General features: G+C 70.5%; 23 protein-coding genes. 13 read left to right on the forward strand and 10 right to left on the reverse strand.

Annotated features, from left to right (window positions below; genetic code table 11):
• The first annotated feature begins 48 nt into the window (after window positions 1-48).
• Window positions 49-795 (forward strand): hypothetical protein, encoded by a 747-nt coding sequence (locus HHUB_RS09845; RefSeq protein WP_059057445.1) that lies wholly within the window; start codon window positions 49-51, stop codon window positions 793-795.
• A 21-nt stretch (window positions 796-816) separates the two neighbouring features.
• Here the strand turns inward: HHUB_RS09845 and HHUB_RS09850 are convergent, their stop codons facing one another.
• Together HHUB_RS09850 and pdxS are read right to left on the reverse strand one after the other, a co-directional pair.
• The gene (locus HHUB_RS09850) at window positions 817-2,364 is read right to left on the reverse strand and encodes a TrkH family potassium uptake protein (RefSeq protein ID WP_059057446.1); all 1,548 of its coding nucleotides are present in this window, start codon (window positions 2,362-2,364) and stop codon (window positions 817-819) included.
• Between the two features lie 113 nt (window positions 2,365-2,477).
• Window positions 2,478-3,386 (reverse strand): pyridoxal 5'-phosphate synthase lyase subunit PdxS, encoded by a 909-nt coding sequence (gene pdxS, locus HHUB_RS09855; RefSeq protein WP_059057447.1) that lies wholly within the window; start codon window positions 3,384-3,386, stop codon window positions 2,478-2,480.
• A 187-nt stretch (window positions 3,387-3,573) separates the two neighbouring features.
• Between pdxS and HHUB_RS09860 the strand changes: the two genes are divergently transcribed.
• From HHUB_RS09860 to HHUB_RS09870, 3 genes are read left to right on the forward strand one after another with little or no spacing between them, the layout of a single operon-like run.
• Window positions 3,574-5,385, forward strand: coding sequence for a formate/nitrite transporter family protein (locus HHUB_RS09860; protein WP_059058268.1), 1,812 nt, complete (start codon window positions 3,574-3,576; stop codon window positions 5,383-5,385).
• A gap of 48 nt (window positions 5,386-5,433) precedes the next feature.
• Window positions 5,434-6,105, forward strand: coding sequence for a DUF1405 domain-containing protein (locus tag HHUB_RS09865; RefSeq protein ID WP_082687228.1), 672 nt, complete (start codon window positions 5,434-5,436; stop codon window positions 6,103-6,105).
• A gap of 34 nt (window positions 6,106-6,139) precedes the next feature.
• Window positions 6,140-7,201, forward strand: a complete 1,062-nt coding sequence (locus HHUB_RS09870; RefSeq protein WP_059057449.1) for a hypothetical protein — start codon at window positions 6,140-6,142, stop codon at window positions 7,199-7,201.
• Window positions 7,202-7,312: 111 nt separating this feature from the next.
• Here HHUB_RS09870 and HHUB_RS09875 read toward each other — a convergent pair whose 3' ends face one another.
• Entirely contained in the window at window positions 7,313-8,209 is an 897-nt protein-coding gene (locus HHUB_RS09875; RefSeq protein WP_059057450.1) for an HFX_2341 family transcriptional regulator, read from the reverse strand.
• Window positions 8,210-8,290: 81 nt separating this feature from the next.
• On the opposite strand from HHUB_RS09875, the gene HHUB_RS09880 reads away from it, so the two are divergent.
• Window positions 8,291-8,875, forward strand: coding sequence for a DUF998 domain-containing protein (locus HHUB_RS09880; protein ID WP_059057451.1), 585 nt, complete (start codon window positions 8,291-8,293; stop codon window positions 8,873-8,875).
• Here the strand turns inward: HHUB_RS09880 and HHUB_RS09885 are convergent.
• Together HHUB_RS09885 and HHUB_RS09890 are read right to left on the reverse strand one after the other, a co-directional pair.
• Window positions 8,872-9,441, reverse strand: a complete 570-nt coding sequence (locus tag HHUB_RS09885) for a cysteine hydrolase family protein (protein WP_238323951.1) — start codon at window positions 9,439-9,441, stop codon at window positions 8,872-8,874. The genes HHUB_RS09880 and HHUB_RS09885 overlap by 4 nt on opposite strands.
• Entirely contained in the window at window positions 9,417-10,181 is a 765-nt protein-coding gene (locus HHUB_RS09890; protein ID WP_059057452.1) for a YqcI/YcgG family protein, read from the reverse strand. The genes HHUB_RS09885 and HHUB_RS09890 overlap by 25 nt, the downstream gene beginning before the upstream one ends.
• A gap of 89 nt (window positions 10,182-10,270) precedes the next feature.
• Here HHUB_RS09890 and HHUB_RS09895 point away from each other — a divergent pair, with 89 nt between their 5' ends.
• Window positions 10,271-10,552 carry a hypothetical protein gene (locus HHUB_RS09895; protein ID WP_059057453.1) on the forward strand — a complete coding sequence of 94 codons (282 nt, stop codon included), beginning with the start codon at window positions 10,271-10,273 and terminating at the stop codon, window positions 10,550-10,552.
• Here HHUB_RS09895 and HHUB_RS09900 read toward each other — a convergent pair whose 3' ends face one another.
• Together HHUB_RS09900 and HHUB_RS09905 are read right to left on the reverse strand one after the other, a co-directional pair.
• A complete protein-coding gene (locus HHUB_RS09900) occupies window positions 10,553-12,034 on the reverse strand; it encodes a sodium:solute symporter family protein (protein WP_059057454.1) in 1,482 nt (493 codons plus the stop codon).
• Entirely contained in the window at window positions 12,031-12,240 is a 210-nt protein-coding gene (locus HHUB_RS09905) for a DUF3311 domain-containing protein (protein ID WP_059057455.1), read from the reverse strand. Before HHUB_RS09905 ends, HHUB_RS09900 begins: the two co-directional genes overlap by 4 nt.
• Before the next feature lie 244 nt (window positions 12,241-12,484).
• Here HHUB_RS09905 and dnaG point away from each other — a divergent pair, with 244 nt between their 5' ends.
• A complete protein-coding gene (gene dnaG, locus HHUB_RS09910; RefSeq protein ID WP_059057456.1) occupies window positions 12,485-13,813 on the forward strand; it encodes a DNA primase DnaG in 1,329 nt (442 codons plus the stop codon).
• 11 nt (window positions 13,814-13,824) lie between these two features.
• On the opposite strand, the gene HHUB_RS09915 is transcribed toward dnaG, so the two are convergent.
• Complete coding sequence (locus HHUB_RS09915; RefSeq protein WP_059057457.1) at window positions 13,825-15,147, reverse strand: DUF92 domain-containing protein; 1,323 nt, start codon at window positions 15,145-15,147, stop codon at window positions 13,825-13,827.
• Window positions 15,148-15,259: 112 nt separating this feature from the next.
• Here HHUB_RS09915 and HHUB_RS09920 point away from each other — a divergent pair, with 112 nt between their 5' ends.
• Window positions 15,260-15,868 carry an undecaprenyl diphosphate synthase family protein gene (locus HHUB_RS09920; RefSeq protein ID WP_059057458.1) on the forward strand — a complete coding sequence of 203 codons (609 nt, stop codon included), beginning with the start codon at window positions 15,260-15,262 and terminating at the stop codon, window positions 15,866-15,868.
• Between the two features lie 46 nt (window positions 15,869-15,914).
• Here the strand turns inward: HHUB_RS09920 and uppS are convergent, their stop codons facing one another.
• The gene (gene uppS / locus HHUB_RS09925) at window positions 15,915-16,823 is read right to left on the reverse strand and encodes a polyprenyl diphosphate synthase (protein ID WP_059057459.1); all 909 of its coding nucleotides are present in this window, start codon (window positions 16,821-16,823) and stop codon (window positions 15,915-15,917) included.
• Window positions 16,824-16,929: 106 nt separating this feature from the next.
• On the opposite strand from uppS, the gene HHUB_RS09930 reads away from it, so the two are divergent.
• The 4 genes from HHUB_RS09930 to hemA all read left to right on the forward strand — a co-directional run bounded on the left by HHUB_RS09930 (window position 16,930) and on the right by hemA (window position 20,507).
• Window positions 16,930-17,346 carry a DUF5778 family protein gene (locus HHUB_RS09930; protein ID WP_059057460.1) on the forward strand — a complete coding sequence of 139 codons (417 nt, stop codon included), beginning with the start codon at window positions 16,930-16,932 and terminating at the stop codon, window positions 17,344-17,346.
• Between the two features lie 131 nt (window positions 17,347-17,477).
• The gene (ahbB, locus tag HHUB_RS09935; RefSeq protein WP_197570621.1) at window positions 17,478-18,533 is read left to right on the forward strand and encodes a siroheme decarboxylase subunit beta; all 1,056 of its coding nucleotides are present in this window, start codon (window positions 17,478-17,480) and stop codon (window positions 18,531-18,533) included.
• Between the two features lie 13 nt (window positions 18,534-18,546).
• Complete coding sequence (locus HHUB_RS09940; protein WP_059057462.1) at window positions 18,547-19,203, forward strand: precorrin-2 dehydrogenase/sirohydrochlorin ferrochelatase family protein; 657 nt, start codon at window positions 18,547-18,549, stop codon at window positions 19,201-19,203.
• Window positions 19,200-20,507 (forward strand): glutamyl-tRNA reductase, encoded by a 1,308-nt coding sequence (gene hemA / locus HHUB_RS09945; RefSeq protein WP_059058271.1) that lies wholly within the window; start codon window positions 19,200-19,202, stop codon window positions 20,505-20,507. Before HHUB_RS09940 ends, hemA begins: the two co-directional genes overlap by 4 nt.
• Here the strand turns inward: hemA and HHUB_RS16635 are convergent.
• Window positions 20,504-20,671 (reverse strand): hypothetical protein, encoded by a 168-nt coding sequence (locus HHUB_RS16635; protein ID WP_157533996.1) that lies wholly within the window; start codon window positions 20,669-20,671, stop codon window positions 20,504-20,506. The genes hemA and HHUB_RS16635 overlap by 4 nt on opposite strands.
• A gap of 77 nt (window positions 20,672-20,748) precedes the next feature.
• Here HHUB_RS16635 and HHUB_RS09950 point away from each other — a divergent pair, with 77 nt between their 5' ends.
• Window positions 20,749-21,024 (forward strand): 4a-hydroxytetrahydrobiopterin dehydratase, encoded by a 276-nt coding sequence (locus HHUB_RS09950; protein ID WP_059057463.1) that lies wholly within the window; start codon window positions 20,749-20,751, stop codon window positions 21,022-21,024.
• The last annotated feature ends 1 nt before the right edge of the window (window position 21,025 follow it).

Genomic DNA, 21,025 nt, shown 5'->3' on the forward strand with positions numbered 1-21,025 from the left:
ACCCAGCACGCATCGACTCCCGACTCCGAGCGGCCCGGAGGTGGTCGCATGAGCGTCCGCGGAACGATACGCGGCCTCGCCGAGCGCGCGAACCCCGCGTTCGCGGTCGGCGTCGTCGGCGTCTCCGTGCTCGCGCTCGTCTACGCCACCGCGTTCGCGGGCGTCGTCCACCACACGTACGTCCACGTCCTCACCGGCGTCCTCTGGACCGGCATCGACGTCTTCATCGCCCTCGTGCTCGGCCCCGTCCTCGGCGGCCTCGACGTCGAACAGCGCGCGAACGTCTTCCGGCGGCTCACCCCGAAGACGTCGTTCCTGCTGCCGTCGCTGGCGGCGGTCACCGTCGCCAGCGGCATCACGCTCGCGCTCCGCCTGCCCGCGCTCTTCGAGCACGCCCACGTCTGGCTCGCGCTCTTCACGTTCGCCGCGCTCGTCCCGACGCTGCTGCTCGTCGGCTGGCAGTTCGACGCCTTCCGCGACTGGCGGTGGCAGGCGTGGTTCGGCGTCGTGCTCGTCGGGTCGCTCGCGTTCCTCGCGGCCACCCTGCCGGAGTTCGGGTGGACGGAACCCGTCTTCGTCGTCGCGCTCGCCATCGTCGCCGTCCTCAACGTCCTCGGCTTCGGCGTGCTGATGCCCGGGGAGGTCCGGATGTACCAGCAGATGACCTCCGACGACCCCGACACCCAACTCATCGCCGACATCGGCATGCGCAACGCCAAACTCGGCGGCGTGCAGGGCGCCTTCCAGTTCGTGGTCGTCGCCACGATGGTCTACATCCGGTACGGGGGCTTCTGACCCCAGCGCCGACCACTAGGGTCAGCGCTTCCAGAACGACGGCGTGAACACGACCAGCACAGACAGCACTTCGAGGCGGCCAATCCACATCAGGAAGACCATGTAGAGCTTCCCCAGGTCCGAGAACAGCCGGAAGCTCTCCATCGGGCCGACGACGCCGAAGCCCGGGCCGACGTTCCCCAGCGTCGCGATGGCGACGCTCATCGCGTCCAGCCCGGACAGCGTCACCTTCGGCGTGCGGAAGCTGTCGAGGTAGAGCAGCATCGTCGAGACCGCGAACAGTCCGAGGAACAACAGCACGAACGCGAAGACGTCCCGAATCGTGTCCTCGTCGACGACCTCGTCCTCCAGCCGTATCGCCTTCACCGCCTCGGGGTGGACGGCCGTGAACAGCGACCGGCCGATGGCGCGCTTGACCAGCACCCAGCGCACGATCTTGATGGAGCCGGCCGCCGACCCCGCCGAGCCGCCGAGGAAGTACGCGAACAGCAGAATCGTCTGCGCGGAGGCGTCCCAGTTGTTGACGTCCATGCTCGCGTACCCGGTCGTCGTCACGACGGCGACGACCTGGAACACGCCCTGTCGGAGCGCGTTCTCGACGTTCCCCGCGATGGCGCCCACGTTCGTCGGCGTCTCCGCGATGCCGACGCCCGCGAACAGGACGGCCGAGACGACCGCGCCGAAGCCGGCGACGGCAAGCAGGTACGACCGGAACTCCGTGTTGTCGGTGAGCCGGCGGGGCTCACCCTTGAGGACGTACCAGAACAGCGCGAAGTTCGTCCCGGCGACGAGCATGAACGGCACGAACGCCCACTGCACGACGGGCGCGAACGCCTCGACGCTGCGGCCCTCCGGGGAGAAGCCGCCGGTGGGGAGCGTCGTGAGCGCGTGCGCGACCGCGTTGTAGAGGTCCATGTTCGGCGCGACGCCGACCACGTTGAGCGCGTAGTAGACCACCGCCGCCAGCACCGTACACCCCGCGTAGATGACCCACAGGGCGCGCGCCGTCTCCTGAATCCGCGGCGTCAGCTTCTCCAACGAGAGCCCGGGCGCCTCCTGGTTGATGACCTGCGCGCCGCCGACCGAGAGCTTCGGCAGGATGGCGACCATCAGCACGAGGATGCCCATGCCGCCGAGCCACTGCGTGAGCTGGCGCCACATCAGCATCGCGTGGCCGTGCTTCTCGACGGATATCTCCCCGAGGACGGTCGCACCCGTCGTCGTGAACCCGCTCATGCTCTCGAAGAGGGCATCGACGGGACTCGCGACGGTGCCTGTCCCGGCGACCAGGTACGGGACCGTCCCGACGAGCGGGACGACGAGCCACGCGAGGCTCACGAGCAGGAACGCCTCCCGGTTCCCGAGCTCCTCGTCGGTGCGTACCTGTTCCAGCAGCGCGCCGACGCCGACCATGACGGCGGCCCCGGCGGCGAACGGGACGGGGTCCTCCCCGTAGTAGAGCGCCAGCACGAGCGGGAACAGCGGCGTCACGCCGATGTACTTGAGGACGGTCCCGACGTAGGCGACGCTCACCCGGTAGTCGACGTACGTGCTCGGCGTGCGGACCATCGAACGTCCACCACAACCGACCGGGGACTGATGGCCGTTTCGGCACGACCCCGCGGCTCACCAGCGCGTCCACTCGCAAAACGAGACGACCGAACCGCAGCGGCGGCGAGCCGTCAGTTCCCGCGGCCCTGCAGCTGCTCCTCCTCGGGGAGATCGACGTTCGCCTCGCCCTTCATGCCCGAGCCGATGTTCGCGGAGATTTCGGCGAGGCGCTGGGGGTCGTCCCAGTTGTTCACGGCGTCGACGATGGCGCGGCCCATCGCCTCGGGGTCCTCCGCGCCGAAGATGCCCGAGCCGACGAAGATGCCGTCGCACTCGTGGTGCATCATCAGGGCGGCGTCGGCGGGCGTCGCGATGCCGCCCGCCGCGAAGTTCACGACCGGGAGCCGCCCCATCTCGGCGGTCTCGTGGACGAGCTCCGCGGGCGCCTCGATGTCGCGGGCGTAGTGCTCGCGCTCCTCGTAGGTCATCCCTTCCAGCTCGCGGATGGCGCTCTTGATGGTGCGCTGGTGGTGGACGGCCTGATTTACGTCGCCCGTGCCGGCCTCGCCCTTCGTGCGAATCATCGCCGCGCCCTCGTCGATGCGCCGGAGCGCCTCGCCGAGGTTGCGCGCGCCGCAGACGAACGGCGACGTGAACTCGCGCTTGTCGATGTGGTACTTGTCGTCGGCGGGCGTCAGCACCTCCGACTCGTCGATCATGTCCACGCCGACGGCCTCCAGAATCTCGGCCTCCTTCGTGTGACCGATGCGGGACTTCCCCATCACCGGGATGGAGACGGCGTCGATGATCTCCTGGACGTCGGCGGGGTCGGCCATCCGCGCGACGCCGCCGCGCTTGCGGATGTCCGCCGGCACCGCTTCGAGGGACATCACGGCGACCGCACCGGCCTCCTCGGCGATTTTGGCCTGCTCGGCGTTCACCACGTCCATGATGACGCCGCCCTTCTGCATCTTCGCGAACCCGCGTTTCACGAGGTCGCTGCCGCGCCGCAAGTCCTCCAGGTCGGTCTCGGTAGCCATACGTGGGTGTTGCGGGCGCCGCCGCTTAATTGGGTTGGTTGCGGAACGCCCGCCGCGGCGGCGGCCCGCGGCTGCCGTGATGGCAAACGATTAGGGAGCCGCCGCCGACGCACCGACAATGACCGACGGAGACGACACCGGCGCGCCGCCCGGACCGGACGCAGACCCGCCCGAACAGAACGCGGACTTGGCGTCCGCGGACGCGCCCGACCCCGAGGAGTCGGTCCGCGAGGCCATCGAGCGCTCGCGAAGCGGCGCGCCAGCGGTCGGCTCGGTCGTCCGCGACCGCTTCACGTCGAACGAAATCTTCCAGCGCATCATCGCGGCCGCCGACGAGGAGATTACCTCGGGCAGCCGCGAGCTGTTCTTCAGCGCGCTCGCGGCCGGGTTCGCCATCACCATCACGTTCATGCTGTACGTCTCGCTGTCGGCGACGACAGGCGGCGACCCCATCCTGAGCGCGCTGCTGTACCCTCTGGGGTTCATCTACATCATCATCGGCGGCTACCAGCTGTACACCGAGAACACGCTCCCGCCGGTGGCGCTGACGCTGGAGCGGCTCGCGAGCGTCCCCGCGCTGTTGCGGAACTGGTCGGTCGTGCTCGCGGGGAACTTCCTCGGCGGCGCGCTCGGCGCGGCGGCGCTGGCGTTCGGCAGCGTCATCTCCCCGGAGGCCGCCGAGTACGCCATGTACCTCGGGGAGAAGGGCGTCGCGACGGCGTGGTGGAGCCTGTTCTCGAAGGCGGCGTTCGCGGGGCTGGTCGTCGCCGGCGTCGTCTGGGTGGAGTACGCCGCCCGCGACACCATCTCCCGGATGGTCGTCGTCTACGTCGCGTTCCTCGCGATTCCGCTCGGCGGCCTCTACCACTCCGTCGTCTCGTTCACGGAGATGATGTACCTCGTCTTCCAGGGGTCGCTGTCGGTGGCGACCGGCCTCTGGGAGTTCGTGCTCCCCGTGTTGCTCGGGAACACCATCGGCGGCGTCGTCCTCGTCACCGTCGTGAACTACTTCCAGACGACCGAACACCGGCTCGCGTCCGCGCGCTTCGAGGGCTCCGACCGCCAGCTCTCCGTCCGCGAGTGGCTGTTCGGCGGCCTCGTCGGCCGGTCGTACGTCCCGCTCATCGACCACACCGAGGGGGCGCTCGCGGAAGCCGACGAGTACCGCATCGTCGTCCCCATCTCGAACCCGCGCACGGAGACGAACCTCGTGGAACTGGCGTGCACGCTCGCCAGTCAGAAGCCCGGCGCGAGCGTCCACGTCGTCCACATCGTCCAGATGCCCGACCGGACGCCGAGCGGCTACCGGGTGGACCAGCACGAGCGCATCGTCGAGAACTCCGACGAGCTGATGGGCGACATCCGCGAGCTCGCGGCCGGCTACGACGTCCCCTGCGAGACGTCGACGGTGGTCTCGCACCGCTCGTTCGAGGAGCTGTTCGACGTCGCGAAGCGCAAGCGCGCGGACCTCATGGTGATGGGCTGGGGCGACGACCGCCTCTGGTCGAACGGCCGCGCGGAGCGCCCGCTGGACGAGCTCACGAACCGGCTGCCGTCGGACGTCCTCGTGTTCCGGGACCGCGGGCTCGACGCCTCCCGCATCCTGCTCCCGGTCGTGGACAACCCCCACGCCGACCTGAACGCGGAGGTCGCGCGCACGCTCCGGCAGACCGCCGGCTCGGAGGTCACGCTCCTGCGCATCGTGGACGGCCCCGACGACCACGAGGCCGGCGAGCAGTTCCTCGCCGACTGGGCGGCCGAACACGGCCTCGAGGACGCGACGTTCCGCGTCGACGACTCCGGCGACGTCGAGTCCGCCATCGCCGGCGAGTGCGGCGACCACACGCTGCTGTTGATTGGCGCGACCTCGCAGGGCCTGCTGGCGCGCCTCGCGCGGAACGCCCTCCACTACGACGTCGTGCAGGACGTGGAGACGTCGATGATTCTCGCGGAGCGCGCGACCGACCGCGGCATCCTCCAGCGGCTGTTCGGCCGGTAGCCCGGTCGTTCCGTCAGAGCTATGCGGCGGTCCCGCGACGCCCCGGACATGTCGCTGCCGTCCCGTTCGGACCTGCCGTGGTATCTCGCGCCGCTGCCCGGCCGGCTGGAGGACCTCGCGCTCCGGCTGGCGTGGGTCATCGTCGCAATCAACCTCGCGGGCACCGCGTTCGGGTTCTGGTACTACCGCGTGCAGTTCGAAGCCACGCCGATACTGGCGTGGCCGGTCGTCCCCGACAGCCCGGTCGCGACGCTGTTCATCGGGCTGTCGCTGGCCGCGTACAAGCTCGACTTCGAGGCGGACTGGCTGCACGCGCTGGCGTTCTTCGGCTGTATCAAGCTCGGGCTGTGGACGCCGTTCGTCCAGCTGGTCGTGAACGGGCAGGGCGACCTCTGGTGGGTGATGTACTGGTTCCTAATTCTGAGCCACCTCGGGATGGCCATCGAGGCGTTCGTGATTCACCGCTACGCCAAGTTCTCTGTGGGCGCGGTCGCCGTCGCCGCGGCGTGGTACGGCTTCAACGACGTCGTGGACTACTTCGTCTCCGTGGCTGGCGGCCCCCACCACACGCTCCTGCGCGCGGAGGTCGTCGCGGGCGTCGGCCACGCGATTCCCGCCCACGACCTCGCCGCCGCCGGCGCGGTCGCGCTCACGCTCCTCGCGACGTTCCTCGCGCTCGCGACGCGTGTGAAGACCCTCGAAGCCCGGCTCGCGGACTGACGCCTGCGGCTTTTTCCGTTCGCCGCCCGTCCGTCTGTCCGTGTACGACGAGATTGCCGACCTCCCAGTGCGAGTCGACGGCGTCGCGCTCGACCGCGTGGAGCGCGAGACGCCGGCGTTCACGCGCGCGACGACGGTCGTCTCGCTGTTCGGGGCCGGCGAGACGGGCCGCGGCGAGGACGTCACCTACGAGACGGCCCACCACGACGCGCTGCAGGAACACGAGGCGGAAACACCCGAGGGCGAAGCGTTCGACCTCGCGGGCGAGTACGCTCTCGCGGAGTTCTCCGCGCGCCTCGACGACGTGGACCTCTGGCCCGACGACGACCCCGAGCGCGAGGCGTTCCGGAACTACCGGCGCTGGGGGTTCGAGGCCGCCGCGCTCGACTTGGCGCTCCGGCAGGCCGGCGAGACGCTCGCCGACCGCCTCGACCGGACGCTGGACCCCGTGCGCTTCGTCGTCAGCAGCCGGCTCCCCGAGAGCGACACCTCGCGCGTGGAGACGCTGCTGGCGCGCTACCCGGACGCCGAACTCAAACTCGACCCGACCACCGAGTGGCCCGAGGAGACGTTCGCGTACCTCGCCGACACCGACGCCGTCCGCGTGCTCGACCTCAAGGGCCACTACGAGGGCACCGACGTCGACCAGTCCCCGGACCCCGACCTCTACGAGCGCGTCTTCGAGACGTTCCCCGACGCCACCGTCGAGGACCCCGCGGTCACAGACGCCACCCGGGAGGTCGTCGCCGACCACGCCGACCGCCTCGCGTGGGACGCCCCCATTCACAGCCTCGACGACGTGCTCGGCGTGCCCTTCGACGTGCGCTGGCTGAACGTCAAGCCCTCCCGGTTCGGCACGCTCGAGTCGCTGTTCGAGACCCTGGAGTGGACGTTCGAGCGCGACGTCGCGCTCTACGGCGGCGGCCAGTTCGAACTCTCCGTGGGCCGCGGCCAGATTCAGGAACTCGCCGGCCTCTTCTACCCCGCCGGCCCGAACGACGTCGCACCCGGCGCCTACAACGACGTCGAACTCCCCGACGACCCGCCCAAGAGCCCGATTTCGCCGCCGGAGGACCACGCCGGCTTCGGGCTGTAGCGGCCCGTACAGCCGACCCCTGGCGGATTGAAAGGGCGAGGAGCGCCGAGGGCTTTCAGTGAGTAGCGAGGAAACAGTCAGCAGCGTGCCCAACCAGAAGTACCGTTCGACCTAGTCGTCGTTGCGGTGCGCGCGCACCCAGAGTTCGCCGATTCGCGACAGCCGCGTGCGATACGACTTCCCGTGTTCTTCACGCTCAACATACCCCTTGCCGCCGGGGCCGAGCTTGTCCACGGTGTACGTGACTTTCGAGCGGAAGCTGTCCGTGTACTCCTCGTTGAGGTCGGCGGCGACGGTCTTCGCGAGGTCGCTGACGGAGTCGAACTCGCCGTGGTCGCCGAGCGTGAACAGGATGAGCTCCTCGAACGGTTTGACGTTCGAGAAGGAGGCGACGGGGAGTTCGACGACGTGGCTGCCGTCGATTTCCTTCGCGCCGATGGTGGTGCCGCGCTCGTCGAACTCCGCGAGCAGGTCGCGGGCGTCGTCCAGTTGGTCGCGCACGTCGGCCTCGTCGACGTCGCCGTCCGCGACGGCTTCGAGGAGGTCCGCGCTCGCGCGCAGTTCCTCCGCGAGCTCGGTTTCGAGGTACTTCTCGGGAGCGGTGTAGTAGGTGTGGATGCGCTCGCGGTCCCCGGGGCGCTCGACCATGATAGAGTGGGCGGCGGTCGCGAACGCGAACGAGACGGTGCGGGGCATCGACGCGATGTTCACCCACACCTCGCCGTCGGGGTCGGCGTCGAGTTCGTCCTCGATGAGGTCGTAGGCCTGCTCGAAGGCGTCGTCGTAGTCGTAGACGTCGGCGACGGAGACGCGCTCGGTCTCGGCGCCGAGGAGGTTCCGGAAGTCGTCTTCGAGCTTCTGGGAGATGCGCTGGCTGTACTCGACGTTCGCCTCGCTGCCGACCGCGCCCTCCAGGAGGACGACGCGGTCCACGGAAAGCTGTTCGCGCACGAGCGGCGCGATGAGCCGGTCGTAGTCGAAGCCGACCGGGACGACGTGCGTCTGCATGCCCGAGTCTTGGGCAATCCCGCTGAAAAGGCTACCGCGGCGGGGCGTACTTACTTGCCGGGCGACGCCGATGCGGCGAGCATGGAGACGGGTCGCGCTCGCGCGCTCGCTGGCACCGCACTCGTCGGCGGCGGCGCGCTCACGATACTGGGGTTCGTCGCGGCGGAGGCGCTCTACCCGGGGTACAGCGCCGCCGACCAGAGGATAAGCGCGCTCGGCGCGGCGAGCGCGCCGGCGGCCTCGCAGACGACGTTCAACGCGACGATGGTGCTCTCGGGGCTGCTGGTCGCGTTCACGGCGTACGCGCTCGGGAGCGTGTACGAGCGGCCGCTGTTCCCGGGCGTCTTCGCGGTCACCGGCGTGGGCGTCGTCGGCGTCGGGGTGTTCCCGACGCAGACGGGCGCGCTGCACTACGTCGCGGCGTTCGTCGCGTTCGGCGGGCTCGGGCTGTCCGCACTCGCCGCCGCGGCGACCGTCCGCGGGCCGATGCGGTACGTCTCCGCCGCGCTTGGCGTCGCCGAACTCGCGGCGTTCGTCGCATTCGTCTCACTGGGCGGCGGCACCCCGCTGGGCATCGGCGGGCTCGAACGCTGGGTGGCGTACCTCGGGCTCGCGTGGGTGCTGGCGTTCGGCGGCTTCCTCCTCGGCGGCGTCGATGCGAGCTAGCAGCGGTCGTCGGTCGTCACGACGTCCGCGAACTCGCCGCGGAGGTGGGCGAGCGCCGCGCGGTGGTTGGCGGCGGCGTCGATGACATCGCCGTCGTGGGTCTCCCGCTGGAAGGTCGCCGTGGCGTCCGCGACCACCGAAACGTCGAAACCGAGATTCTCGGCCATTCGCGTCGTCGTGGAGACGCAGTGGTCGGTCGTCAGCCCGCAGACGACGAGTTCGTCGTGGCCGCGCTCGCGCAGCCACGATTCGAGGCCGGTGCCGACGAACGCGCTGTTGACGCGCTTCGTGAAGACCGGTTCGTCGTCGCGGGGCTCGGTCTCGGGCTTCCACGCGAACCCGGGTTCGTCGGCGCGCAGCGGGCTGTCGGGCTCCGTAGAGTCGTGGCGGACGTGGACGACGGGGTCGCCGCGCTCGCGCCACGCCGCCAGCAGTCGGGCGGCGTTCGCTTCCGCGTCGGGGTTGTTACGCGCGCCGTACGCGGGGTCGTCGAAGCCCGTCTGGAAGTCCACGAGCAGGAGGACGGGAGCGGCGTCCGCGGTCACGCCGTCACCTTCAGCGGGCACGTCTCCGGCGCCTGCTCGTCGTCTTCGCTGAGGAGGTACTGGGGCCACTCTCGGTCGCCGTCGTTGCCCCACTCGCCGAGGTCGGCGTGCGGGCACGCGGCGTCGTCGTAGTCCTCCAGCCGGCTGCGGATGCGGTCGCGGGCCTGCTGGCCGGCGTCGGTGTCGCCGGTGATGCCCTCGAAGATGGTCCGCGGCTGGAACGTCACTTCGAGACCGACCGGACACTTCCGGCTCTGCCGGGTGTCGTAGAACGGCGCGCGGGCGGTCGGGAAGATGGGCTCGCCGCCGAAACAGAACTCCCAGTAGGGGTCGTCGGGGTCAGTCGGGATGTCCTCGGGCCACGGCTCCGGGTCTTCGACGTGGAGGAACTGGAGGACGTGCCAGAAGTGCTCGTGCCACCGCGCCTCGTTCAGCGACTCCGCGGGCGGCTTGAAGAACACCGCGAAGCTCACGCGGTCGCCGTGGTCCTCGTAGACGTCCAGAAATTCGAGGAGCGCGTCCCGGAGCGCGAACAGCGCGTCCGGGTGGGTCATCGAGTCCACGAACGCGTACAGGGGCCGTCCCTCCTCGACGGACGCCTTCCCGAAGAAGCACGGGAACGGCTCGCCGTCGCGTTCGCCGGTCACGGACGCCGTGAAGTTCTCGAAGTGCCGTTGCGCCCACTCGGGGAGCGCGCCGGCCTCGACGCGCTCGGTGGCGGTCTCGTGGTCGAGGACCGCGCCCAGTTCGGCCTCGTTCATGCCCGAACATGTGGGGCCATCCGACTTCTGTATTTCCCCGGACACTGCCAACCGCCAGCGATTTGCCCGGCTCGCGCGAACACGCGGCCATGAGCAAGTGGCTGTCGTCGGGGCTGCGCCGCGACGTCTGCGTGGTGGTCGCCAGCGAGGGCGACCCCACCCAGCAGTCGGTCAAGCGCACGATAGAGCGGAAGAACGACGAGCGCATCCGCCCGAAGCGGTTCAACGGCGCGGTCAACAAGCTCGAGGACGCCGGGATACTCGAGCGCGAGCGCGACGGCGTCCACGACCGCCTGCTGCTCACGGAGGCGGGAGCCAAGCGCCTCCGCGAGCACCGCGAGTGGGTCCGCGAGCGGCTCGCGGACTGGTAGCTAGTCGGCGGCCTCGAAGTAGACGCTAGCGTCCTCGCTGGTGGCCTGTGCGGTCACCGCGGAGACGCCGACCGTGAGCACGAGGCCGATAGCCATGCCGACGACGGAGGGAAGCCAGCCCCAGTAGGCGTCCGCGAACACGGGGACGCCGCCGACGTACACCGTGGGGCCGAACACCGTCAGGAGGTAGAACAGCTGGCTGCCGCCGATGCCGGCGAGCATCCCCGAGCGCGTGGTGTTGCGCCAGTAGAGCGCGACGCCGACCGGGAGCGCGAGCTGGGCGAACCCGCCGAACGCCGTCTCCCCGATGGAGACGAGCGTGCCGGGCGTGAACAGGCTCGCGACGAACGTCGCCGAGGCGAAGACGACCACGCCGATGCGGCCGAGCTTGTTCTCGTAGGTCTCGCTGGCGTCGGCGTTCACGAACGGCCGGTAGAGGTCCCGCGTGAAGTACGACGCGCCCGAGAGGAGCATCGAGTCCGAGGAGCTCATCATCGCGGCGAGCGCGCCGGCGACGAGGAGCGCGGCGAACCAGCCGGGCGTGTACTCGGCGAGCAGCACGGGAAGGATGTTCCCGCCATCGGGCATCGCGAGCCCGACGCCCTGCGCCCACGACCCGAGCAGGAACGCCGGGACGAACAGGAGCACGACCAGCACGGGCCACAGCGCGAACGTGCGCTTCAGGACTTTCTCGGACTTCCCGACGAAGAACCGCTGGTTCACCTGCGGGAACATCGTCACGCCGAACGCGATGCCGATGGCTTGCGAGAGCATCCACTGCGGCGAGTAGACGCCGCCGCCGAGCGCGCGGAACTCCGCGGGCATCGCCGCGCCGATGCCGCCGGGTTCGGCGGCGAGCGCGCTCGCGATCCACGCGAACGCCAGCCACACCATCGACAGCATGAACACGCCCTGCAGGGTGTCCGTCCACGCGACGCCGCGCATCCCCGACAGCACGACGTACGCAATCATGAACAGCGTGATGAAGCCCGCGCCGGCCCAGTACGGGACCGTCCCGTTCGTGAGCGCTTCGAGCGCGGTGCCGGCGCCGACCTGCTGGAGCATCACGTACGGGAACAGCCAGAAGATGCTGACGGCCGCGACCAGTCCCCGCAGCGTCTTCGAGCCGAAGCGGTCCCCGAGCATCTCGCCGAGCGTGACGTAGCCGCGCGCGCGGCCGAGCAGCCACTGGCGGTAGCCCAGCAGGTACCACAGCAGGCCGAACAGCACGCCGTCCATCAGCCCCATCACGAGGATCCACTCGGGGCCGGAGGAGAACGCGGTGTTCGGGCCGCCGAAGAACGTGAACGCCGACAGCAGCGTCGCGAACGTCGTGAACAGCAACACGCCGGTCCCGAGGCCGCGGCCCGCGAGGTAGTAGTCCTCGGCGGTCTGGTCCGTGACCCGGTAGGCGACCGCGCCGACGGCGAGCGCGACAACCATGTACGCCGCGACGATGCCGATTTCCAGCAGCGCGCTCATTTCGCCACCCCCGCGAACGTCCCCCAGTCGCGGCGCGCGAACGCGGCGAACGCCGCCGTCGTGACGACCATCCAGCCGACGTGCCACCACACCCAGACGGGGAGGCCGGCGACCATCGAGGCGTCGTTCCACAGGAACCACGGAATGGCGAGTGCGACGAGGACGACGAAGACGATTCCCCAACCGAGCGCCGAACGTGACGACATCTTACTACCACGTGCCTACCAACCTGGGTTAAATGTTACTGTAATCCTCTACAGTACGTTACGTAGAAAATTTTTCTCGTATCCGCGGAGATGGCGCCTCGTAGTCTCTGGACCGCAGTCTGCGGCGACCACACCGACAGCCGGGCCGAGTCCCGGGGACGGGAGCGACGACCGGCCGACGCTGACGGCCGTCGCGACAGCTATTTCCCGGACGCCTCCATAGTTCTAGGAGAGAACAATACTGATGGAGGACACCGCGAAGTACCTCATCCACGCGGACTTCGTCGCCGACGGGGTCGTCGAGCGCACCGACGTGGTCGGCGCCGCCTTCGGGCAGACCGAGGGCCTACTGGGCGACGATCTCGACATCCGCGACCTGCAGGACTCCGCGAAGCTCGGCCGCATCGACGTCGCCGTCGACAGCGAGGGCGGCCAGTCCTTCGGCACCATCACCATCGCGTCCAGCCTCGACCGCGTCGAGACCGCGACGCTCGCGGCCGCGCTGGAGGCCGTCGAGCGCATCGGGCCGTGTCGCGCGCAGGTCGAAGTCGACCGCATCGAGGACGTCCGCGCCGCCAAGCGCCGGGAAATCGTCGACCGCGCGAAGGAGCTGCTCGCGTCGGCGTTCGACGAGGGCGCCATCGACTCCGACGACATCCTCCGGGAGGTCCGCGAGAGCGTCCGCGTCGAGGACGTCACCGAGTACGAGGGACTGCCCGCGGGCCCGAACGTCGCCACCAGCGACGCCGTGCTCGTCGTGGAGGGGCGCGCGGACGTCGTCAACCTCCTCCAGTACGGCATCAAGAACGCGGTCGCCGTCGAGGGGACGAACGTCCCCGACGCCGTCGCGGACCTCACGCGCGAGCGCACCGCGACCGCGTTCCTCGACGGCGACCGCGGCGGCGACCTCATCCTCCGGGAGCTCCGGCAGGTCGGCGACCTCGACTACGTCGCGCGGCCGCCGGACGGCGAGTCCGTCGAGGACCTCTCCCGGGGCGCCGTCGACGCCGCGCTCCGCGAGAAGTCCCCCGCGGACACCGCGACGCTCGTCAGTGAACACGAGGACAACGTGGACGAGGACGAGACGCAACAGAATGCGGTTGCAGACGCGTCCACGGCCGAAAACGCGTCCGCGACCGAGGACGCGCCCGCCGAAACGGTCGCGTCCGCCGTCGAATCCGTCGAGGCGACCGCGGCGACCGACGGCAGCGCGACGCCGGCGCCCGAAGCGGCCACGGCGACGACGGTGCAGACCGAACCCGACTCCGCCGCGGAGCCCGAACCCGTCTCGAAGACGGTCGCCGACCACGTCGAGGCGGTCGTCGGCTCCGGGACGGTCCGGCTGCTCGGCGACGACCTCGACGTGCTCGCCGAGGGCGACGCCGACGGCGCGATGGAAGTCATCGACTCCGCGAGTACCGTCCCGCGGGTCGTCGTGCTCGACGGCCCGGTCACGCAGCGCCTGCTCGACGTGGCCGCCCAGCGCGGCGTCGCGAAGCTCGTCGGCACCAGCGCTGGCGAGTTCGTCAAACAGCCCGCCGGCGTGCGCGTCCACACCGCCGACGACTACTGATTCTGCGGTAATCAGGCGAGACCGACCAGCAGCGCGAGTGCACCGCCAGCGATGCCGCCGGAGAGCGTCGCGAGGAAGTTGACGGCCTGGTTGCCGACGACGCCGCCCTCGATGACCGCGCCGGCGACGCTGTCCGCGGTCATCCCGACGAACCCGGCGGCGACGACGACGCCGGCGCCGGCGAGCCCGAACCCGAAGACGGCGACGCAGATGGCGGCGATGAGGCCCGCGCCCGCAAGCCCCGCGAGTTCGCCCTGCCACGTCACCGCGCCGTCCGTCCCGGGTTCGACGCGCTCGAACGTGGTGACGAGCCGCGGCGTGTCGAAGAGCCCGCCGACCTCGCTGGAGAGCGTGTCGGCGAGCGCCGTCGCGACCGCCCCCGCGTACGCGAACTGGTACGCGAGGTCCGACAGCGGCACGTGGGCGTGCGCGGCGTACAGCAGGAGCGCGACCAGCGCCGCCGCGGAGTTCCCGAGGACGTTCCCGGTGCCGCGCGCGCCCTCGTTGTCCTCGGCGACGCCGCGTTCGAGCTTCTGGTCGTAGCGGAACTTCGTCGTGAGGCTACCGATGGCGAAGAACGCGATGAGCACCACGAACCAGCCGTAGTCGCCGAGCACGACCGCCAGCAGCCCGAGGAGCACGCCCGTCAGCATCCCCGCGACCGAGGTGGCGTCCAGCGCGTAGGAGACGTAGCCGAACCCGGAGGTGACCACGAGCGCGACGGCGACGCGCTCCCACGCGGTCGCCGCGGGCACGTCCGCGAACGGCGCCAGCACCGCGAACAGCCACAGCAGCAGCGTCACCGTCACGAGCACCACGGGGTCGTCCCGGCCGACGAACACCGACCGCAGGATGCCGGCTGCGAGTGCGCCGCTCGCCGCGAGGAACACGTGCGTCGGCGCGACGACCGGCTGGCCGCCGACCGACGCGACCACGCCCTGTCCGGCCAGCGCCGCGAGCGCGCCCAGCACGACGAACCCGACCATCGAGAGCGCGCGGTTCTCGCGGGCGGCGAGCACGAGCCGCCGCCCGAGGTCGCCGTACCCGACGACGAGCACGCTCGCGACGAACACGCCCACCGGCACCTCGAACAGCGGCACGAGGAGGCCGACGCCGGCGGCCGCCAGCGAGAACCCGACGAGCGCCAGCAGCCGTCCCTCGCGGCGGTCGCGCGGCGTCGAGAACACCTCGAACAGCCGGCCCTCGGGGACGACGGCGGCTGCCGCGGCGACGAGCACGAACGGGGCGGCCGCTGCCCGGCCGAGCAGCGGCGCGAGCAGCGAGAGCGACGCCACGAGCGCGAACGCCGCGGCGCGCCGGAGACTCCAGTTCACGTCCGTCGTGCGTTGCCCGGGACCGTACTTAACTTCCCCGAAGCGGGAACCGCACCGCGAGCGGCGCCCGCAGACCCGCAGGGTTTTGGGCCGCGGCGGCGGATGCGACGGTGTGGGCCTCTACGACCGCTACCTCGCGTTGCGGGTGCGCCGCCACGACGCCGACGCCCCCGACCACGTCGCGCTCGTCATCACGGAGCGCGACCTCCTCGAAGCCGGCGCGTACGACACGCTCGCGGAGTTCTTCGGGTGGGCGTTCGACTACGGCGCCGACCGCGTCACCGTCTACGTGAGCGTCCTCGACGAGGCCGCCGTCCCCACCCTCGAACGCGAACTCGCGCGCGTCGACGCCCCCCGCGAGGTCGCCGTTCGCGGGCCGGACGACGACCAGCGCGCGGACGCCCCGATTCAGGTGAGCGTCGGCCACGGCGGCAAACAGGAGTTCGCGACCGCCGTCCAGAGCGTCGCCGAGGCCGTCGCCGCCGGCGAGATGGACCCCGAGGACATCGACGAAGACGTCGTCGAGTCCGAACTCGTGTTCCCCGAGGAGCCCGACCTCGTCATCAAGACCGGCGCCGAGCGCCTCTCCGACTTCATGATTTGGCAGTCCGTCTACTCGGAGCTGTACTTCACGGACGTCAACTGGCGGGACTTCCGCAAGCGGGACTACCTGCGCGCGGTGTTAGACTACGAAAACAGACAGCGGCGGTTCGGGCGCTAGGCCGAACGCCGGCAGACTCGTCTGCCCGAAGTTCGGGCGCCGAGAGTCAGTCCGCTGACTGCCCCTCCGCCTCGACGTCCTCGGGCGGCTCGGGGAGCGTGCTCTTGAACCGGTCGAGGACGCGCCGCGCCTCGCTGACTTCGGTGCCGAGCGCGCGAACGAGCGCGAGCGCGCGCTCCGCTCGCGTCCGCCGCCACGACGCCTCCCGGGACTCGTAGGTGCGCACCGCGCGCAGGAAGTCGACTTTCGAGAACTCCGGCCAGTACGGCGTGCAGAAGAACACGGCGGCCTCGCTGCCGTTGGCGTGCCACGGCAGGAAGTTCGACGTGCGTTCGTCGCCGCCGGTGCGGATGATGAGGTCGACGTCCTGCACGGGGCTGGTGTGGAGCCGCGACTCGATGTCTTCGAGGTCCACGTCCCCGGGCGCGAGGTCGCCGTCGGCGACGGCCTCTGCGACGCCGCGTGCGGCGCCGAGCAGTTCCGCGCGGCCGCCGTACGCGAGCGCGACGTTCAACGCGAAGCCGTCGTAGCCGGCAGTCCGGGATTCGGCGTACTCGACGGCGTCCTGCACGCGCTCGGGGAGGCGGTCGGTGTCGCCGATGGCGCGAATGCGGACGCGCTGGTCGTGGACGCGGTCGGCGTCCGCGAACTCCGTGAGCTTCTCCTCGAGGAGGTCGAAGAGGTGCTGTTGCTGTTCCTCGGGGCGCTCGAAGTTCTCCGTGGAGAACGCGTACAGCGTCAGCTCCTCGACGCCCAGCTCCGCGCACCAGTCCAGCACCTGTTCGGTGGTCTGGGCGCCGGACTGGTAGCCCTGCGTGGCGTCCTCGCCGCGCTGGCGGGCGTACCGGCGGTTGCCGTCCTGGATGACGGCGACGTGCGCGGGCGCGCCGTCGACCTCGCGGCGGAGGACGCGCTCGTAGCCGGCGTTCAGCGCCGAGCGGAGCCAGTCTCGCATCACGCGAGACGACGACAGTGGGACGTATCAGCCTTCTGTTCGCGCGCGAACCGCCGCGCAGCGCCGAACCGCCACACGTATGGCCGGTAGGCGTGTCGTCTCAGCCATGAGCGAGACGGTCAACGAGGACCTCTACCGGGACACGATGGAACTCCTGCGGCCCGGCGACATCGAGCTCGCCGGCGCGGTCGTCCACACGAGCTACGACTCCAGCGCGGAGAGCATGCTCCACCAGCTCACCCTCGACGCCGGCGACGCGGTGGCCGAGCGCGCCGACGTCGGCGACACGTACGTCTACTCGGGCAACGACAGCGACGAGTTCGGCGTGAACCAGCACCAGGGCTTGACGCTGGACGGCGACGAGTTCGTCTGGGAGTGCCAGCAGCTGCTCCGCGAGGGCACGTTCGACCTCGTGCTGTACTGGAAGGCGACCGGCGAGCACGACGCGCTCGTCGAGGACATCGAGGGCCTCGACGGCGTCGAGCGCGTGGTCGGCATTACCGAGGACGGCTTCGACGCGTAATCCGGCGACGGCGCGGGCCGCGCGACGAACCGGTCGTTTCAGCGGTGGCGGCGGCGCTGTCGGTGTTTCTCCGTTCCCAGTTCGCGGCGCGAGTCGGGCCGTTTATGTTCCGCGCTCCCCCAGTGGTGGCTATGGATATCGCGGACCTCGACGACCGGGACCGCGCGGTACTGAACGCGTTTCAGGGGGGGTTCCCGGTCGTGCATCGGCCGTTCGAGCCGGCGGCGCACGCGCTCCGGTCGCGGGGCGTGGACATCGACCCGGCGGGCTTGCTCGACCGCGTCCGCCGCCTCGACGACGAGGACGTGCTGACGCGGTTCGGCGCGCTCATCAACGCCGAGGAAATCGGCGGGAGCGCGTCGCTGGTGGCGATGCACGCGCCCGAGGACGAGTTCGAAGAAATCGCGGAGACGGTCAACGGGTTCCGAGAGGTCGCGCACAACTACGAGCGCGAGCACCCGCACCTGAACATGTGGTTCGTCGTGTCGGTCGCCGAGGACGAATCCGTCGAGGACGTGCTCGCGGACATCGAGGAGGAGACCGGACAGGAGACGTACAACCTCCCGAAGCAACAGGAGTTCCGCGTGGAGGCGAAGTTCCTCGTGGACGGCCCGATTGCGGACGGCGACGTGGACCTCTCGCACCTCGGGCCGACGCCGGACCCGACCGACCGCGACACGCTGACGCCCGCCGAGCGCGACCTCGTGCTTGAGGTGCAGGACGGCCTCCCGGTCGTGGAGACGCCGTATCAGGCGGTCGCGGAGGCAATCGGCCAGGAGACCGACTGGGTCGTGGAGACGCTGCGGCGGTTCAACGAGGAGGGGAAGGTCCGCCGGGTCGGCGTCATCCCGAACCACTACTCGCTGGGGTACACGGAGAACGGGATGACCGTCTGGGACGTCCCCGACGACCTCGTCGAGGAGGTCGGCCCCGCGGTGGCGAGTCTGGACTTCGTGACGCACTGCTACGAGCGCCCGCGCCACGACGGCGTCTGGGAGTACAACTTCTTCGCGATGACACACGGCCGCAGCGGGGAGGAGAGCCAGCAGCGCATCGAGCAGGTCCGGGACGTGATGGCCGACTACTGGGACGTCGGCGAGGACGACTGGGACACGCTGTTCTCCACGCGCATCCTGAAGAAGACGGGCATCCGGCTGGCCGAGCGCGCGGACGCGAACACCGCATGAGCGGGGCGGAAGCGTGATTCCGCTGTTCCACGACTTCGAGGGGGAGACGGTGCTGGTCGTCGGCGGCGGGCCGGTGGGCGCGCGGAAGGCCCGGAAGTTCGCCCGCGAGGCCGACGTGGTCGTGTTGAGTCCCGAGTTCGCGGACGCGGACTTCGGTGCCGCCGAGCGCGTGCAGGCCGCGCCCGGGTCCGAGGACGCCGCCGACTGGGTGGCGCGGGCGGACCCGGCGCTGGTGGTCGCGGCGACCGACGACGCCGACGTGAACGACGCGTTCGCGGGCGCGGCGCGGGAGGCCGGCGCGCTCGTGAATCGCGCGGACGAGTCCGGCGGCAGGGACGCCGACAGCGTGGTCGTACCGGCGACGATTCGCGACGACCCGGTCGCGGTCGCGGTCTCGACGGGCGGCGCCAGTCCCGCGCTCTCGAAGTACCTCCGCGAACAGCTGGAGGACGAGCTGGCGGGCGCGGGCGGTATGGCGGACCTAACCGCGTCGCTGCGCGCGGAGCTGAAGGCCGCCGACGTCCCGCCCGAGACGCGCCGAGATGCAGTCAGAGCGGTGGTACGTTCGGGGCCGGTTTGGAAGGCTTTACGTACTGGTGGGACAAACGCCCGGCAAACAGCCGACGACGTCGTCGCAGGCGTCGTGGGGAACACAGAGTGGTCCACGTGAACGGAAACACAGGCGTCGTCTCGGGCGTGCGCGTCTCCCACGAGTCGGCCTCCCTCTCGGAGCTGGAGGCCGCGAGTGCGGACAGCGAAGCGGACGCGCTCGACGCGCTGCTCGTCGAGCCGGCCGTCGAGGAAGCGTTCGTGATTCAGACGTGCCACCGCTCGGAGGCGTACGTCGTCGCTGACGAACCGAGGGACGGCCGCCGCGCGCTCGCCGCCGCCGGCTTCGACCCGGCCACGGAGGGCGCCGTCGCGATGGGGCACGAGGAGAGCCTGCGCCACCTGCTCCGAGTGGCCGCCGGCCTCGAATCGCTCGTGGTGGGCGAGGACCAGATTCTCGGGCAGGTGCGGGACGCCTACGACACCGCGCAGGACGCCGGCGCAATCGGGCACGTCCTCCGGCAGGCGGTGACGAAAGCCATCCACGTCGGCGAGCGCGCGCGAACCGAGACCGCCATCAACGAGGGCGTCACGTCGCTGGGGAGCGCGGCGGTCCGCCTCGTCGAGGACGAAGTGGACGTCGACGGGGCGACCGCGCTGGTCGTCGGCGCGGGCGAGATGGGCGCGCTCGCGGCGAAGGCGTTCGCGAGTTCGGGCGTCGAGCGCGTCGTCGTCGCGAACCGGACGCCCGCTCGCGCCGACCGGGTCGCCGACGCCGTGGACGCCGACGCCGAAACCGCGTCGCTGGCGGAGGCCGCCGACCACGCCGCGGACGCGGACGTCGTGGTCACTGCGACCAGCAGCCCCGACTACGTGCTGGACGAGGACGCGCTGTCGGCCGCCGGCGAGACGGTCGTCGTTGACCTCGCGCGGCCGCGGGACGTCGCGCCCGACGCGGCGACGCTGGACGCGGTCTCCGTCCACGACCTCGACGACCTCCACGCGGTCACGGAGTCCACGCGCGAGCAGCGCGAGGACGCCGCTCGCGAGGTCGAGTCGATGCTGGAGGCGGAGTTCCAGCGGCTGCTCGCCCAGTACAAGCGCAAGCGCGCCGACGAGGTCATCGCGCGCATGTACGAGAGCGCCGACCGCCTGAAGGCCCGCGAGGTCTCGACGGCGGTCTCGAAGCTGGAGGCCGCGGGCGGCGAGGTCTCCGAGGAAGAGCGCGAAGTCTTGGAGTCGATGGCGGACGCGCTGGTCAGCCAGCTGCTGGCGGCGCCGACGAAGAGCCTGCGGGACGCCGCCGAGGAGGACGACTGGTCGACCATCGCGACCGCACTCGAACTGTTCGACCCGGACTTCGAGGACGGGATGCCGTTCGACGCGCCCGCCGGCGAGGCGACGCCCGCCGAGTCCGAGGACTAAGCGTACCCGAGCCTGATTCCTGCGGCGACGACGATTCCGGCGGCCAGCGGCGGTACTACTGCGGCTGCGCCCGTGAGGCCGGCGGCGTTCGCCGCGACCGCGACCGCGAGGACGAGGACGACGCCGACCGCGGTCGCGGCCGTCAGCGACCAGTTCGCGTCCATCGGTTCCGGGGTCGTCGCGGAGCTCCTTCGTCGTGACGGCGGGTACGATTATGTGACTGGCGCGTGACGCCACGACCATGGCAGAACTCCTCTCCGACGACGAGGTCGAGGAACGAGTCCCCGAGGGCTGGGAGCGCGAGGGCGACGAAATCGTGCGCACGTACGAGTTCGACGACTACCTGAAGGGCGTGGCGTTCGCCTCCGAGGTCGGGGAACTCGCGGAGGAGCAGTTCCACCACCCCGAGATTCGGATTCGCTACGAGGAAGTGGAGGTGCGGTTCACGAGCCACGAGGCGGGCGGCATCACGACGCAGGACGTCGAACTCGCGGAGCGCTGCGACCGCCTCCGGTAGG

Origin of the sequence: Halobacterium hubeiense (genome assembly GCF_001488575.1) — an archaeon.
In the GTDB taxonomy this organism is placed as follows: domain Archaea; phylum Halobacteriota; class Halobacteria; order Halobacteriales; family Halobacteriaceae; genus Halobacterium; species Halobacterium hubeiense.